13 protein-coding genes are annotated in these 14,793 nt (G+C 70.9%); all 13 read right to left on the minus strand.

What is annotated here, in order from left to right:
* Positions 1–12: 12 nt before the first annotated feature.
* A complete protein-coding gene (gene eboE, locus OG792_RS25850; RefSeq protein WP_329103127.1) occupies positions 13–1,203 on the minus strand; it encodes a metabolite traffic protein EboE in 1,191 nt (396 codons plus the stop codon).
* Positions 1,203–2,066, minus strand: coding sequence for a TatD family hydrolase (locus tag OG792_RS25855; protein ID WP_329103128.1), 864 nt, complete (start codon positions 2,064–2,066; stop codon positions 1,203–1,205). Before OG792_RS25855 ends, eboE begins: the two co-directional genes overlap by 1 nt.
* 1 nt (position 2,067) lies before the next feature.
* On the minus strand, positions 2,068–2,676 hold the full coding sequence (locus OG792_RS25860; protein WP_329103130.1) for an EboA domain-containing protein: 609 nt from the start codon (positions 2,674–2,676) through the stop codon (positions 2,068–2,070).
* Entirely contained in the window at positions 2,676–3,659 is a 984-nt protein-coding gene (locus tag OG792_RS25865) for a sugar phosphate isomerase/epimerase family protein (RefSeq protein ID WP_329103132.1), read from the minus strand. Before OG792_RS25865 ends, OG792_RS25860 begins: the two co-directional genes overlap by 1 nt.
* Positions 3,660–3,711: 52 nt before the next feature.
* On the minus strand, positions 3,712–4,575 hold the full coding sequence (locus tag OG792_RS25870; RefSeq protein ID WP_329103134.1) for an SCO3242 family prenyltransferase: 864 nt from the start codon (positions 4,573–4,575) through the stop codon (positions 3,712–3,714).
* 11 nt (positions 4,576–4,586) lie between these two features.
* Positions 4,587–5,780, minus strand: coding sequence for an inositol-3-phosphate synthase (locus tag OG792_RS25875; RefSeq protein ID WP_329103136.1), 1,194 nt, complete (start codon positions 5,778–5,780; stop codon positions 4,587–4,589).
* Between the two features lie 752 nt (positions 5,781–6,532).
* On the minus strand, positions 6,533–7,750 hold the full coding sequence (locus OG792_RS25880) for a Gfo/Idh/MocA family protein (protein WP_329103138.1): 1,218 nt from the start codon (positions 7,748–7,750) through the stop codon (positions 6,533–6,535).
* An 18-nt stretch (positions 7,751–7,768) separates the two neighbouring features.
* On the minus strand, positions 7,769–8,818 hold the full coding sequence (locus OG792_RS25885) for a substrate-binding domain-containing protein (protein WP_329103140.1): 1,050 nt from the start codon (positions 8,816–8,818) through the stop codon (positions 7,769–7,771).
* 95 nt (positions 8,819–8,913) lie between these two features.
* Positions 8,914–9,984, minus strand: a complete 1,071-nt coding sequence (locus OG792_RS25890; protein WP_329103142.1) for an ABC transporter permease — start codon at positions 9,982–9,984, stop codon at positions 8,914–8,916.
* Entirely contained in the window at positions 9,981–11,543 is a 1,563-nt protein-coding gene (locus OG792_RS25895) for a sugar ABC transporter ATP-binding protein (protein WP_329103144.1), read from the minus strand. The genes OG792_RS25890 and OG792_RS25895 overlap by 4 nt, the downstream gene beginning before the upstream one ends.
* Positions 11,540–12,718, minus strand: a complete 1,179-nt coding sequence (locus tag OG792_RS25900) for an ROK family protein (protein ID WP_329103146.1) — start codon at positions 12,716–12,718, stop codon at positions 11,540–11,542. Before OG792_RS25900 ends, OG792_RS25895 begins: the two co-directional genes overlap by 4 nt.
* Before the next feature lie 158 nt (positions 12,719–12,876).
* A complete protein-coding gene (locus tag OG792_RS25905) occupies positions 12,877–13,896 on the minus strand; it encodes a YihY/virulence factor BrkB family protein (RefSeq protein ID WP_329103149.1) in 1,020 nt (339 codons plus the stop codon).
* Between the two features lie 77 nt (positions 13,897–13,973).
* A complete protein-coding gene (locus tag OG792_RS25910) occupies positions 13,974–14,780 on the minus strand; it encodes an ABC transporter permease (RefSeq protein WP_329103151.1) in 807 nt (268 codons plus the stop codon).
* Positions 14,781–14,793: the final 13 nt, after the last annotated feature.

Below are 14,793 nucleotides of genomic sequence, written 5' to 3' on the forward strand. Positions count from 1 at the left end.
TCTCTCCTAAGGTCATGCCGTCACCGGGGCGGGCACCGGGGTCAGGCCGAGGTCGACCAGTTCGTCCCGGGCGTACGCCAGCTCGGCCGCGATGCCGCCGACGAGTTCGGCGTCCGAGTTCGGCCGCCGGGCCGCCGGCAACACCCCCCAGGTGTACGTCTCCACGTCGAAGTGGTCACACCCGGCGCTGTCCCCGCCGAGCAGTTCCCGCAGCGCGCCGCGCAGCACCGGGGTGGTCGCCCGCAGCGGCGGCTCCGGCTCGGCGTGCAGCGGCACGTGGTAGTGCACCCGCCACGGCCCCGGCAGCCCGTCGGCCAGCGCCTGGTCGAGGTCGTCGGTGGCGTACGCCGGATCGGCCGGGTCGGCCGCACCGGCACAGCCGGCGCCCCTGGTCTGGTGCAGGAAACGCGGCTCGACGTAGCCGTCGAGCTGCTGCCCGGCGGCGACCGGGTCGTCGGCCTGCAACGCGGCCGACACCTGCACCTTCACCACCGGCAGCCCGGCCCGGCGCAGCCGCTCCAGGGCGTCGGCCGGCTCCTCCCAGGCGCAGGCGAGGTGGGCCAGGTCGAGGCAGATGCCGAGCCGGTCGGTGTCGATCCGGGCGAGTTGGGCGGCGGCCTGCGCGGTGCTCTCCACCACGCAGCCGGGTTCCGGTTCGAAGCCGACCCGGACCGCCCGCCCGGTCTGCCAGGCGATCGAGGTCAGGCCGGCGGCGAGCTGTTCGAGCGTACGGGCGGCGGCGCCGGCCTGCGCGGGTGTCCACGGCGTACGCCAGGCCAGCGGCAGGGTGGAGATGGAACCTCGGGCGGCGTCGTCGGGCAGCAGGTCGACCAGCACCCGGGCCAGGTCGAGGGTGTACTCCAGCCGTTCCGGGGCGGTCCAGTCCGGATGGTAGACGCCGAGTTTCACCACCGGTGCCTGGAAGGACCGGTACGGGAACCCGTTGAGCGTCACCACCTCCAGCCCCCGCGCGTCGAGTTCCGTACGCAGTTTGCGGCGCAGTGTCGCGTCGGCGGCCAAGCCGGCGGCGACCGGTGCGGCCAGCCACAGCCCCAACCCGAGTACGTCGGTGTCGAGCCGGCGGCGAATCGGTTCGGCGAACGTGTCGAGCTGGCTGATCACCCCGGTCAGGTCCTCGGCCGGGTGGACGTTGGTGCAGTAGCTCAGGTGGACGGTCTGCCCGTCCGGATGTCGCAGCCGCATCAGCTACCGCCCCGCAGGATGGAGTTGCCCTCGAAGGTCGGCTCGGCCCCGGTCGCCGAACCCTCCAGTTCGGCCGGGTCGAGTCGGCCGGACTGGCCGTAGAACTCGATCGGGTTGCGCCACAGCACCCGGTCGACGTCGTCGTCGCTGAAGCCGGCTTCGAGCATCGCCTCGCCGGTGGTCCGGGTCAGCAGCGGGTCGGACCGGCCCCAGTCGGCGGCCGAGTTGACCAGCATCCGTTCGGTGCCGTACTTGCGCAGGATCTCCACCATCCGGGGCGGGGACATCTTGGTGTCCGGGTAGATGGAGAAGCCGGCCCAGCAGCCGGAGTCGCGTACCTGCTCGACGGTGACCTCGTTCAGGTGGTCGATCACCACCCGACCGGGGTCGATGCCGGACTCGACCACCACGGCGATGCTCCGGGCGGTGCCACGCGCCTTGTCCCGGTGCGGGGTGTGCACCAGCGCCGGCAGGTCGTACGCGACCGCCAGGGCGAGTTGGGCGGCGAAGACCTCGTCCTCGGCCGGGGTGGTGGAGTCGTACCCGATTTCGCCGACCGCCACCACGTTGTCCTTGTCGAGGTAGCGCGGCACCAGGTCCAGCACCTCACGGCAGCGCGGGTCGTTGGCTTCCTTCGGGTTCAGCGCGATGGTGGCGTAGTGCTTGATGCCGAACTGGCTGGCCCGGAACGGCTCCCAGCCGACGAGCGAGTCGAAGTAGTCGGCGAACGACCCGGCGCCGGTACGCGGCTGACCGAGCCAGAACGCCGGCTCGACCAGGGCCCGGACCCCGGCGGCGGCCATCCGCTCGTAGTCGTCGGTGGTCCGCGAGGTCATGTGGATGTGCGGGTCGAAGATGCGCATGTCACGCCTCTTTCGTGGTGAGTCGGAGCCGGTCGAGCAGGGCGGTGGCGTCGGCCGGGATGGAACGGCCGGCGGCGCGGCGTTCCTCGTCCAGCCCGGCGAGCATGATTTCCAGCTCGCCGTCGGCCCGCTCGTCGAGCCGGTCGACCACGGCCAGCGGCACCTCCATGAAGACGCACTTGAGCACCGCCTGACGCCAGGTGGCGGCGTCGAGGTGGCCGGCGTACGGGCCGAGGGCGGCGGCGACCAGTCGGGTGTCGTTGGTCCGGATCGCGTCGTGCAGCAGCGGTACGGCGGCGGCACCGATCGGCAGCCACGGCAGGGCCCGCAGCACCGCCCGTTTCTCGGCCGCGTCGCCGTACCGGTAGAGGGTTTCGACCTGGCCGACCACCCGGTCGGCCGGCAGCATGGTCAGCAGCAGCACCCGGGCCGCGTCGTCGGCGGTCCAGTCGGGCGCGGCCGGCAGTGGTGCCCGGCCGCAGCGCCGGCCGGCGGCGGCGAAGAGCCGCCCGACCGCGTCCGGTTCGTCTGCGACCCGCCGGACCGCCTGGTCCAGCCAGTCCGGTTCGGGTACGGCCGACAGCGCCGCCCGTAGTTCGTCGGGTTCCATTACGCCTCCCCTTCCAGACCGGCCGGTCGCGCCACGGTGGTGGCCGCGCCGACCGGCTCGATGGTTGCCCCGGCGTGCGCGCCGCCGCCTGCCGGCTCCGCGGAGTCCCGTCCGGTGATCCGGCCGACCTGCTCCACGGCGACCCCGGCCTGCCAGGCGGCGGTGTGCAGGAAGTCGACCGAGCGGGACGCGACGGCCGGTGCCGCGTGCGAGTCGCGGGGCAGTTCGACCGCGACCAGGCCGGTGTAGCCGGCGTCGGCCAGGGCCCGCAGCACCGGCGGGAAGTCGATCTCGCCGGTGCCGAACTCCAGATGTTCGTGCACGTCCCGGCGCATGTCGTCGATCTGCACGTTGACCAGATGCGCGGCCACCTCGGCGACGCAGTCGGGCACCGGCAGCGGCTCCAGGCACCGGCAGTGTCCGATGTCGAGGGTGATGCCGAAGCCGGGCGGTGCGCCGAGCGCCTGCCGCAGCCGCCACCAGGCGGCGATGTCCGGCACCAGCATGCCCGGCTCCGGTTCGAAGCCGAGGGTGACGCCGGCCGCGTCGGCCACATCGACCACCTCGGCGCAGCCGGCGACGAGCCGGTCCCAGGCGCTGGTCTCGTCCACGGCGCTCGGGCGTACCCCGGCCCAGAACGAGACCGCCTCGGCGCCGAGGTCGGCGCCGACCGCGACCGCCCGGCGCAGGAACTCGATCCGCAGCGCCGGGTCGTCGTCCAGCAGGGTCGGGGCGTGCTTGCGCCACGGGTCGAGCAGGTAGCGGGCCCCGGTCTCGATCACCAGCCCCAGGTCCAGTTCGGCGAGCCGGTTGCCGAGTGCCGCCACCCGGGCCGCCAGCGCGGGCGCGAACGGGTCCAGGTGGTCGTGGTCGAGGGTCAGCGCCACCCCCTGGTAGCCCAGGTCGGCGATGACCCGCAGGGCGTCGTCGAGCCGGTGGTTGGCGAAGCCGTTGGTGCCGTAGCCGAACCGCAGGCCGGTCATCGTCGGCTCCCCCGTCGTACCGGAGCGGCCGACCGCCACCTTGCGGCGGTGCTCATGTCGGGGACAGCTTCCGGGCCAGCCGGCGGCCGAGCGGTGCCGCCGCGGCGACCGCCATCCCGAGCATCCCGGCGCCGGTCCGGGCGACCAGGGCGCCCTGGAGCGCCGGCAGGCCCATGATGCCGGCGCCGACGGCGGCGCGTACCCGGTCGGCGGCCGGGTCGGCGGCGACCCGGGCCTGCGCGGTGCCGTACTGGCCGACGTACCAGGCGGTCAGCGCGGCCGGGATCCAGCCGCGCCAGCCGGTGCGGCGGGGGCCGGCGACGGCGGCGGCGGCCACCGCGGCGGTCCCGGCCAAGGTCAACTTCGGCAGGGTACGGTCGGCGCCGCTGACCTCGCGGCGGGACAGCTCGGTCACCGTGTACGTGTGCGCGGCCACCGTCACCGCCGCCGGCAGGGCCCGCAGTGGCCTTTTGCCGCCGGTCGCGCCGAGCAGCACGTCCAGCCCCCGGCAGGCGGCCATCACGGCCGGACCGGCGGCGGTGTTCTTGGCCTTCACGTCGTACGCCCAGATCGCGCCGGCCAGCGGCACCGCCACGGCGAGCGCCCGGCGCCCACCGGTGAGACCGGCGACGGCGAGGCCGGCGGCGGTCAGGCCGGCGGAGACGCCGAGCGCGGTGCCGGGTGAGATCCGGCCGCTGGGGATCGGCCGCTCGGGTCGTTCGATCGCGTCGAGTTCGCGGTCAGCCCAGTCGTTGGCGGCCATCCCGGCCCAGTAGAGCAGCACCGAGGCGCCGGCCAGCCCCGGCACCCGCCGGCCCAGCGCACCGGCCGCGGCGGCACCGGCCACCACGTCGCCGGGTACGGAGAGCGCGGCCGGTGCCCGGACCAGCTCGGCGAAGTCACCCAGGGAGGGCATGTTCGCGCACCTCAGCCCTGCGCCGCGTCGGACGGCTCGGCCTCGGCGGGCACGGACGGTCCGGCCGCGTCGGCGTCGAGCTGGCGGACGAAGGCGCACAGGGTGGCCCACTGCTCGGGCAGCGAGTGCGAGCCCTCGCCGAGTGGGTCCTTGAAGAAGAACGCCAGCTCACCGAGGGGTCCGCCGCGCCCGGTCCGGTGTGCGGTGGCGGTCAGCCGGGCCAGGTCCAGCACCAGCGGCGCGGCGAGTGCCGAGTCGCACCCGTGCCAGGTGAACTCCATCCGCATCGCGGTGCCGAGGAAGCCGGAGAAGGTGATCAGGTCCCAGGCGGTCTTGAAGTCGCCGATGTCGTCGACGTACTCGATTCGGGTGTTGCCCTGCGGCACGTAGCCGAGGGTTTCGCCGAGCACCCGCTGCTTGCTGGCGGCCTTGGCGGCGTTCGCGGCTGGTTCGGCCAGGTTCGCGCCGTCGCCGCCGCCGAGCAGGTTGACACCGGACCAGGTACGCACCTTCAGGTTGCGCAGCGCGAACATCGGTGCCAGCACCGACTTGACCAGCGTCTCGCCGGTCTTGCCGTCGTGTCCGGCGTACGGCAGGTTCTCGCGCTCGGCGAGTTCGGCCAGGGCCGGCAGCCGGGCACCGGTCGACGGGGTGAAGTCCACGAAGGAGCAGCCGGCGGTGAACGCCGCGTACGCGTACGCGGAGCTGTTCGGCAGCACGGTCGCCTCGGTGGCCAGCGCGTGTTCGAGCGCGGCCAGGGTGGCGTGTGCGGGGTTCGGTGGCGGGGCGGGTTCGGTGGCGGAGACGTTCACCAGCACCACCCGGTCGAGGTTGTTGCGTTGTTTGAAGTTGGTGAGGTCGGCGACCAGGGCGGCGATGACGTCGGCCTGCCGGTCGGCGGTGGGGACGGGGCGGATTTCGCGTTCGACCGCGGCCAGCTCGTCGGGGAGTGCGGTCACCAGCCGGGCCGGCAGTACGCCGGCGGCGGCGAGCGCCTCCGCTTTTTTCACCACCGGGGTGGGGACGAGGTCGTGGCCGCCGAAGACGAGATCGGCGTAGCCCGGTAGGGCCGGGCTGCGCAGTTGGGGCAGTTCGGTGACGCAGCCGGTCGGCTCGACGAGCCCGGCTCGCAGGGCCAAAGCCCCGACCACGCTGGTGACGGCGACCGAGCCGCGTGCGCCCACCAGCCAGATTCCCGTACGCATGTTGTGCTCCTTCCTCGCGCGGGGAACTGCTCGGCGGCATCCGTGGGGGTTGTACGGATCCACCGGTGTAGATACTGGCGTGCTGGAAAGTCAACGGCGTGGTGGAAGAGCACCCCGCCCGCCCGACCTGGTCGGATTACGTTCCTCGCACAGCGCCGGAGTCGGCGGCAACGGCGTTGTTCGTGGAACCCGGCAGGTACGGGCGGACGGGGCTGGCAGGCAAGGTCGGTCGGCGTCGCGACCTTGCCTCCCCCGCGTCGTGCCGGCTGGTGCGGCGGCGATTTCGCAGCGCCGCGCCAGCCGGAGTCCTTCCCTGATTGAGTTGTCATCGGATGCGGTCCGGGACGGGGGCCCCGGGCCGTACCCGCGGCTACGGCGTAGCCATCGGGAATGTCGTCCGGTTCGTTCGTTCGTGCGCCCCGGGGGTCGGGGCGGGTGGTGGTGGTTGGACAGCCCCGGGGGTCGGGGCCGTGGGCGGTGGATCGGCGACCCCGGGGGTCGGGGCCGGTGGTGCTACTGGGCGTCCGGTACGACCGGGGAATCCCGGTCCGGCCGTACCGGACGACCGCGTTACTTCCGTACGCCGCCGTGGTCCTGGCGGACCGTGACGCGTACGCCCTCCGGGTGACCCTGCTCCGGCCGCGGGGCGCAACCGCGACCGGACCCTCGCTGATCGATCCGGAAAGCTGGTCGGGTGGTGGTGTTGGCGCACCACCACGGATGGATGTTGACGGGTGTCGGGTGGTGCCGGGTCAGGCGGCGACCGTGACGAGCGCGGGCTCGACCTCGGTCCACGACGAGCCCAGCTCCGCCGAGCGCACCACCGCGTCCAGCACGAGCTGGACCTGGAGGGCGTCGGCGAACGACGGGGTCGGATCGTTCCCGGTGGCGATGGCCTCCAGGAAGTCGCGCATCTCGTGCGTGAACGAGTGCTCGTACCCGATGATGTGTCCCGGCGGCCACCACGCGGACATGTACGGGTGGTCGCCCTCGGTCACCAGGATCCGGTTGAAGCCCTGCTCGGCGGTTGGCCCGCTGGCCTCGTAGAACTCCAGTTCGTTGAGGCGTTCGAGGTCGAACACCACCGTGCCGAGCGATCCGTTGATCTCGACCCGCAGCGCGTTCTTGCGCCCGGTCGCGAACCGGCTCGCCTCGTACGTGGCCAGGGCCCCGCCGTCGAGCCGCGCCACGAAGACGGCGGCGTCGTCGACGGTCACCTCTCCGGTGGCGACGGCTTCGACGGATCCGTTACCGGTGGAGGCGGCCAACCCGCTGGACTCCGCCGGCAACGGCCGCTCCTTGACGAACGTCTCGGTGATCGCGCTGACCCCGGTGATCCGTTGTCCGGTCACGTACTGGGTCAGGTCGATGATGTGCGCGCCGATGTCACCCAGCGCCCCGGAACCCGCCCTGTCCCGCTGCAACCGCCAGACCAGCGGGAACTGCGGGTCAACAATCCAGTCCTGAAGGTAGACCGCACGTACGTGCCGGATGACGCCGAGCCGGCCGGATTCGACCAGCTTCCGCATGAGGGTGACCGCGGGGACCCGGCGGTAGTTGAACCCGCACATGGACCGTACGCCCACCGCCTGTGCCTTGGCCGCGGCGGCGACCATCGCACGAGCCTCGTCGACGGTGTTGGCCAGCGGCTTCTCGCACAGTACGTGCTTGCCCGCCGCCAACGCCGCGATCGTGATCTCGGCGTGGCTGTCGCCCGGGGTGCAGACGTCGATCACGTCGATGTCGTCCCGGTTGATCAGGTCACGCCAGTCGGTGGTGTACCCGTCCCAGCCGAGCCGATCGGCGGCCGTGGCCACCTTCGACTCGTCCCGGCCGCAGATCAGGGCCATCCGGGCTCGTGTCGGCAGGTCGAACACGCGGTTCACGGTGCGCCACGCCTGTGAGTGCGCGGCGCCCATGAACGCGTAGCCGACCATGCCGACCCGCAGCTCGCTATCTACAGTGGACAAGGTGGGCCTCCCCTTAGATCAGAACCCGAGCTTGCTGTAAGTGCTCGCGTTCTCCTTGGTGATGGTCTCCGAAGTGAGAGTGATCTCCTTCGGGACCTGCAACTCGACCAGGTCGGACATGCCCTTGCCCTGTCCGATCAGGCGAGCCAGCGTGATCGCCGAGGATGCCATCGAGGGGCTGTAGGTGACGGTCGCCTTCAGCACGCCGCTGTCGGCCGCGATCGCGTCGATCGCCGCCTTGGAGCCGGCGCCGCCGACCATGAAGAACTCCTTGCGCCCGGCCTGCGTGATCGCGGCGAGCACCCCGATGCCCTGGTCGTCGTCGTGGTTCCAGATCGCGTCGATCTTCGGCTGCGCCTGGAGCAGCTGCGACGCCGCCTTCTGGCCGCTGTCCGCGGTGAACTCGGCCGGGATCCGGCTGGCCACGGTGAAGCCGAAGGTGGCGAGCTCGGCCTTGAAGCCGGCCGAGCGCTCCTGGGTCAGCTCCAGCGAGTCGATACCCGGAATCTCGGCGATGATCGGGTTTGCGATGCCCTTGGCCTTCATCTGCTCGCCGATGTACTTGCCGGCGGAGACGCCCATGCCGTAGTTGTCGCCCTTGATCTGCAACCGGTAGGCCAGCGCGTCCGGGAACGCCCGGTCCAGGTTGACCACCGGGATGCCGGCCTTCATGGCCTCCAGGCCGAAGGCGTTGAGCTCCTTGCCGTCGTGCGGGAGCAGGACGATGACGTCCGGCTTCTGCCCGATCAGCGCGCGGAGCGCGGCGAGCTGTGCCGGGGCGTCGGCGCCGGCCTCGACCGTCTTGAAGGTGACGTCCGAGTAGAGCGCCGCCTGGGCCTTGGCGTTGTTGGTGATCGCGGCCATCCAGCCGTGGTCGGCGGCCGGGGCGGAGAAGCCGATGGTGACCGGCTTGCCCGGTGCGGCGGCGGACGCGTCGGCGACCTTGGTCTGGCCCTCCGGCGCGGAAGCCTCGTTACTGGTGCAGGCGGTGAGCAGGGCACCGGCGCCGAGCGCGGCCCCGCCGAACATCAGCCGGCGGCGCGACAGGTCGCGCGCTTGCTGGGTCATAACGACCTCCTGTTTTCTTTGAAAGGGTGGGGTGTGCGGATATGTTGGGTCCGGCGAGCGCCCGGTTGCGGCGTCACCTGGAGGGTTGCGGTGCCTCAGGTCGTGGTGACCTTGTTCCGCGCGAAGAACTGGGTGATCGTCTGGAACCGGAATTGCTGGATCAGTACGGCGACGACGATGATCCCGCCCTTGACCATGTTCTGGACCTCGACCGGGAGGTTGTTGATCGCGAACAGGTTGGTGATCGTGGCGAAGATGATCACGCCGAGCAGGGAGCCGACGATCGTGCCCCGACCCCCGCTGAGCAGCGTGCCGCCGATGATCGCGGCGGCGATCGCGTCGAGTTCGTAAAGGTTGCCCATGGCCGCCTGGGCCGAGTTGGCCTGAGCGGTCAGCATGATCGCGGCGATGCCGCAGCAGAGGCCGGAGAGCCCGTAGAGCATGAGGGTGTGCCACTTGACGTTGATTCCGGCGAGCCGGGCCGCCTCGGGGTTCCCGCCGACCGCGACCGTACGGCGACCGAAGGTGGTGCGGTTGAGCAGCACCCAGCCGACGATCACCACCCCGGCGAAGATGTAGACCAGGATCGGGATGCCGAGCAGCTTCTCACCGGCGATCCCGTTGATGGTGGCGTTGCCGGAGACCTGGGTCTGCTTGCCGGAGATCTGGGCGGCGAGCCCTCGGGCGGCGACCAGCATCGCCAGGGTGGCGATGAACGACACCAGCTTGCCGTACGAGATCAGCACGCCGTTCACCAGACCGACGATCGTACCGACGATGATCGCGGTGAAGATCATGCCGACGGCGCCGTAGCTCTGGGTGGCGACCGTGGTGGCCCACACCCCGGCCAGCGCGACGATCGCGCCCGCCGACAGGTCGATACCGCCGCCGATGATCACGAAGGTCATCCCGACGGTGACCACACCGACGACGGAGGCGAGCTGGAGGATCGACAGGACGTTGTTCCACACCCAGGTCGAGTTGCCGTACAGGTCGGGCTGGGTGACCGCGCCGATGATGATCAGCAGCGCCAGTACGCCCACCAGGCCCAGGTTCCGGGTGATCGACTCGCCCAGGTCGCCACGCCACTTGCCACCCTTGGCCGGGGGCGTGGCGCCGCCGTGCTGCGGGGTCTCGGCCACCGCGGTCGCGGTCGCGTCACTCATGCTGGCGCACCTTCCATCAGCGACCCCGACATGACGAGGTCGAGCACAGTGTCTTCGTCAAGCTCGCCGGCCGGCGCTTCGCGCACGACCCGCCCCTCCCGCATGACCAGCACGCGGTCGGCCAGGCCGAGCACCTCGGGCACCTCGCTGGAGACCAGCAGCACACCCACCCCGCGCTCGGCGAGGGCACGGATCACCTGGTACAGCTCGGCGCGGGCGCCGACGTCGACCCCCCGGGTCGGCTCGTCCAGCAGCAGCAGCTTGGTGTCGCCGAGCAGCCAGCGACCGACCACCACCTTCTGCTGGTTACCGCCGGAGAGGGTGCGTACGGCTCGGCGTACGTCACGCGGGCGCAGTTCCAGTGAGTCGGCGATCTGCTCCGCCTCGGCGCGTTCCTTGCCCGCGTTGGTGAAGCCGAACGTGGCGTACCGGGCGAAGGTGGCCAGGGTGACGTTGCGGTAGATCGGCTCGCCGAGCAGTAGTGCCTGGCTCTTGCGCTCCTCCGGTGCCATTCCCATGCCGGCCTTCACGGCCGCGCCCACGCTGCCCGGACGCAGGTTCCGCCCGTTCATGGTGACGGTGCCGAACTGTGCCCGACGGGCGCCGTAGATGCATTCGAGCAGCTCCGAGCGGCCGGATCCGACCAGCCCGGCGATGCCGACGATCTCACCGGCGCGAACGTTGAGCGACACGTCGGCGAACTCGCCCTCGCGGCAGAGCCCGTCGACCTTGAGCAGCTCGTCGGTATCGGTCGCCGCGGCCCGCCGGTCGGGGAAGACGTACTCGATGTTGCGGCCGGTCATCCGGCTGACCAGGTCCTTGGTCGGGGTGGACCGGGCGGGCAGGTTCGCCGCCGTGGTCCGGCCGTCCTTGAGTACGGTGACCCGGTCGCCGATCTCGCGCAGCTCGTCCATCCGGTGCGAGATGTAGATGACCGCGATGCCCTGTGCGGTCAGTTCGCGGATGATCCGGAACAGGTTGCCGACCTCGTCGTGGGCCAGCACCGCGCTCGGCTCATCCATGATGATCAGCCGGGCGTCGTGCGAGAGCGCGCGGGCCATGCTGACGATCTGCTTGCCGGCGGCCGGCAGGGACCGGACCATCCGGCTCGACGGGATCTCGCCGTGGCCGAGCCGGCCGAGGATGCCGTTGGTCTGGCGTTCCATCCTGGCCCGGCGGACGAAGCCGAAGCTGCGCGGCTCGTGGCCGAGGAAGGCGTTCTCCGCCACCGACAGGTCGTCGACGAGGTCGAGTTCCTGGTAGATGGTGGCGATGCCGGCCTTCATCGCGGCCTGCGGGTTGGCGAAGTTGACCGGTTCGCCGAGCCATTCGACCTGCCCGGAGTCGGGCTGGTGCGCGCCGGACAGGATCTTGATCAGGGTGGACTTGCCGGCGCCGTTCTGGCCCAGCAGGCAGTGCACCTCGCCGGCCCGTACCTCCAGCTGCACGCCGTCGAGCGCGCGTACGCCGGGGAACGTCTTCACCACGTCGGTGAGCCGCAGAACGATATTGGATTGTGCGGATTCTGTCTGTTGTTCGGTGCTGACGTGCTCGCTCACAATGCCTCCCCGAAGGCGACGTCGCTGGCGAGTACCGCGGCGCCGGTGACCCCGGCCCGTGGGCCGAGTTCGGAAAGCACCACCGGCAGGTTGCCGGTGGCCAACGGCAGCGACCGCCGGTAGACCACGCTGCGAATTTCCGCGAGCAGGATGTGACCCAACTGGGCCAGCCCCCCTCCGATGACAATCATCGATGGATTGGCGAAGCTGACCAGGCCGGCGAGAACTCCGCCCACCCGGCGCCCGCCGTCACGAATGAGCCGGATGCAGGTCACGTCCCCCTCGACGGCGCCCTCGGCGACGTCCAGGGCGGTGACCGCACCGCTCGCCGCGAGCCGCTCGGCCAGCACCGGTGATGCGCCACTGCGAGCCGCGACCGTGGCGTCCTTTGCCATGGCGGCGCCGCTGAACAGCGCTTCCAGGCAGCCGACGTTGCCACATGAACACATCGGACCGTGCGAGTCGACCTGGATGTGGCCGATGTCGCCGGCACATCCGTCGGTGCCCCGGTAGACCTCGCCGGTCAGGTAGATCCCGCACCCGATGCCGGTGCCTATCTTGACAAAAAGGAAGTCGTCCACCGAGTGGGCGACCCCTCCGTGCCGTTCTCCGATCGCCATGATGTTGACGTCGTTGTCCACCACCGCGGGGCAGTTGTGCTCACGGGTGAGCAGTTCACGCACCGGGAAGCGGTCCCAGCCCGGCATGATCGGCGGGGACACCGGTACGCCGTCCCGGAAGCTCACCGGGCCGGGTACGCCGATGCCGACCGCGTCGAGCCGCTCGTACGCGCCCTCGACCTTGGCCTTGTGCAACAGTTCGTTCACCCGTTGCAGTATTACCTTGGGGCCGGACCGGATGTCGCTGGCCTCGGCGTACGCGATCACCGGTTCGAGGCGGCCGTTGACCACCTCGACGTCGATCGAGCTGGCGCCCAGGTCGACGGCGGCGAACCGCAGCGCGGGGTTCAGTTCCACCAGTGTGGACCGGCGTCCGCCCCGGCTGGCGGCGAGTCCCGCCTCGGCGACGTAGCCGGCGTTGACCAATCGGTCCAGCTCGGCGAGCAGCCGCGGCCGGGGCATTTCCAACCGGTCGGCGAGCTCGGCGCGCGAGACGGCTCCCTGGTCACGGAGCAGTCGCAGCAACCGGAGGTGGAGTGCTTCCGCCGTACGCACGTGGACTCACCTCCGGTCGGGTCTGTTCACATCGGCGCAACGTCGAGGTGTTGTGCCCGACACAGTAGGAGCCTTCCGGCGGCTCTGTCTAGAGCTTCAGGAGATCTGGAACGAACTTTTGTCTTCTCCAGCAAAAGCAGCGTCCTGATCAAGAAAACTCATTCGTTCGGCGGACGCGTGTCCCTGCGGAGTGTGCGATCGTCGCGGAGCTCCAGGTACGGCTCACGGTCCGCCGGGTAGCCGGCCGCGATCGCCCGTCCCCGCTCCAGTTCGGCGTTCAGTTCGGCGCCGATCAGGATCGCCACGTTGGTCAGCCAGAGCCAGACCAGGAAGACGACCACGGCGGCCAGGGTGCCGTACGTCTTGTTGTACGAGTCGAAGTTGACCACGTACAGGGCGAGTCCGCCGGAGGCGAGCAGCCAGACCACCACGGCGACCACCCCGCCCGGCGTGATCCAGCGGAAGCCGCCCTGCCGGGCGTTCGGCGACGCCCAGTAGAGGATCGCGAACATGAGGCTGACCAGCAGCAACAGCACCGGCCACTTGGCGATGTCCCAGGCCGTCACCGCCGCACCGCCGATCCCGAGCACGTCGCCGGCCACCTCCGCCAACCGACCGGTGAAGACCACTATCAGGGCGCTGGCCAGCAGCATCACCCCGATCACCGCGGTCACGCCGAGCCGGATCGGCAGGGTCTTCCAGATCGGCCGCCCCTCGGGCACGTCATAGATCGCGTTGGACGCGCGCATGAACGCGCCGATGTAGCCGGAGGCGGACCAGAAGGCGGTCAGCAGACCGAAGATGGCCGCCAGGCTGGCGGTTCCGCTGTTCTCGCGTACCTGCTTGATCGCGCCGTCGAGGATGTTGCGGATGTCCTTCTGCGGCACCACGTCCCGGATGGTTCCCTGCACGTCGTCGGTGGTCTGGGCGCCGAGCAGCCCGAGCAGGGAGACCAGCACCAGCACGCCGGGGAAGATGGAGAGCACGCTGTAGTAGGTCAGCGCCGCCGCCAGGTCGGTCAGGTTGTCCTTCCGGAACTCGCTGACCGTACGCCGCAGCGCCGCCCACCAGGAGGTGCCGGGGAGCCGGACCGGGCTCGACGGTCCCTCGTCCGGGGCCGGCGGACCGGAAGTCTCGTCCGGGGCCGGCGGTGGACCGGACGTCTGGTCCGAGGCCATGGCGGCCTCCCTCCTGTCTGCGGGCACGGTCACCACCTGATGCCCCACCGGCAGCCGGGGTAACCCACCTGGTCAGCTCACTTGTACAGCATCCGGCCCATCCGGCGGGAAGCGACCAGCAGGCCGACCAGGGTGGCGGCGAGAAGGTACAGCACGTCGACCATCCGCAGCCAGCCACCGCTGCCGGTGGTGATCCCCCTGATCAGGTCCACCGCCCGGTAGAGCGGGGTCAGCTCCACGATCCAGCGCAGCACCACCGGGTAACCCTGGGCCGGCACGAAGGTGCCGCTGAACAGGAACAGGGCGAACTGGGCCGACCCGATCAGGTCGAAGTCCTGCCAGCTGCGCATGAACGTGGACAGCGCCATGCCGAGCGCGCCGAAGGCGAAGCCGACCAGCACCGCGGCCGGGAAGGCGGCGAGCGCGCGTACCGGGCTGGCCAGGTCCATCGCGACCATGACGGCGAGGAACGCGGCCGAGTAGAGGGTGCCGCGCAGCATCGCCCAGCCCAGCTCGCCGAGCGCGATCTCGAACGGCCGTACGGGGGTGGCGAGGATCCCGTCGTACAGCTTCATGAACTTCATCTTGCCGAAGAAGTTGAAGGTGGTCTCCGACAGCGCGCCGCTCATCGCCGAGGAGGCGAGCATCGCCGGGGCGACGAACGCCGCGTACGTCACCACCTGGCCGCCGGGCAGGGTGAGGTCGCCGATCAGCGCGCCGACGCCGACGCCGATCGAGAGCAGGTAGAGCAGCGGCTCGAAGAAGCCGGAGACGAGCACCACCCAGTAGGCGGACTTGAGCGCGGCGACGTTGCGTTCGGCGACCGAGACCGATCGACGGGCTCCCTCGAAGCCGATCAACCGGGGCAGGAGGAGGCTGACCACGGGTATCCCTTTC

The organism is Micromonospora sp. NBC_01699, assembly GCF_036250065.1.
Classification (GTDB): domain Bacteria; phylum Actinomycetota; class Actinomycetes; order Mycobacteriales; family Micromonosporaceae; genus Micromonospora_G.

Coding starts and splice junctions, on each gene's coding strand:
- eboE (WP_329103127.1), bottom strand. CDS start 1,203: ATGCGGCTGCGACATCCGGACGGGCAGACCGTCCACCTGAGCTACTGC.
- OG792_RS25855 (WP_329103128.1), bottom strand. CDS start 2,066: ATGCGCATCTTCGACCCGCACATCCACATGACCTCGCGGACCACCGAC.
- OG792_RS25860 (WP_329103130.1), bottom strand. CDS start 2,676: ATGGAACCCGACGAACTACGGGCGGCGCTGTCGGCCGTACCCGAACCG.
- OG792_RS25865 (WP_329103132.1), bottom strand. CDS start 3,659: ATGACCGGCCTGCGGTTCGGCTACGGCACCAACGGCTTCGCCAACCAC.
- OG792_RS25870 (WP_329103134.1), bottom strand. CDS start 4,575: ATGCCCTCCCTGGGTGACTTCGCCGAGCTGGTCCGGGCACCGGCCGCG.
- OG792_RS25875 (WP_329103136.1), bottom strand. CDS start 5,780: ATGCGTACGGGAATCTGGCTGGTGGGCGCACGCGGCTCGGTCGCCGTC.
- OG792_RS25885 (WP_329103140.1), bottom strand. CDS start 8,818: ATGACCCAGCAAGCGCGCGACCTGTCGCGCCGCCGGCTGATGTTCGGC.
- OG792_RS25890 (WP_329103142.1), bottom strand. CDS start 9,984: ATGAGTGACGCGACCGCGACCGCGGTGGCCGAGACCCCGCAGCACGGC.
- OG792_RS25905 (WP_329103149.1), bottom strand. CDS start 13,896: ATGGCCTCGGACCAGACGTCCGGTCCACCGCCGGCCCCGGACGAGACT.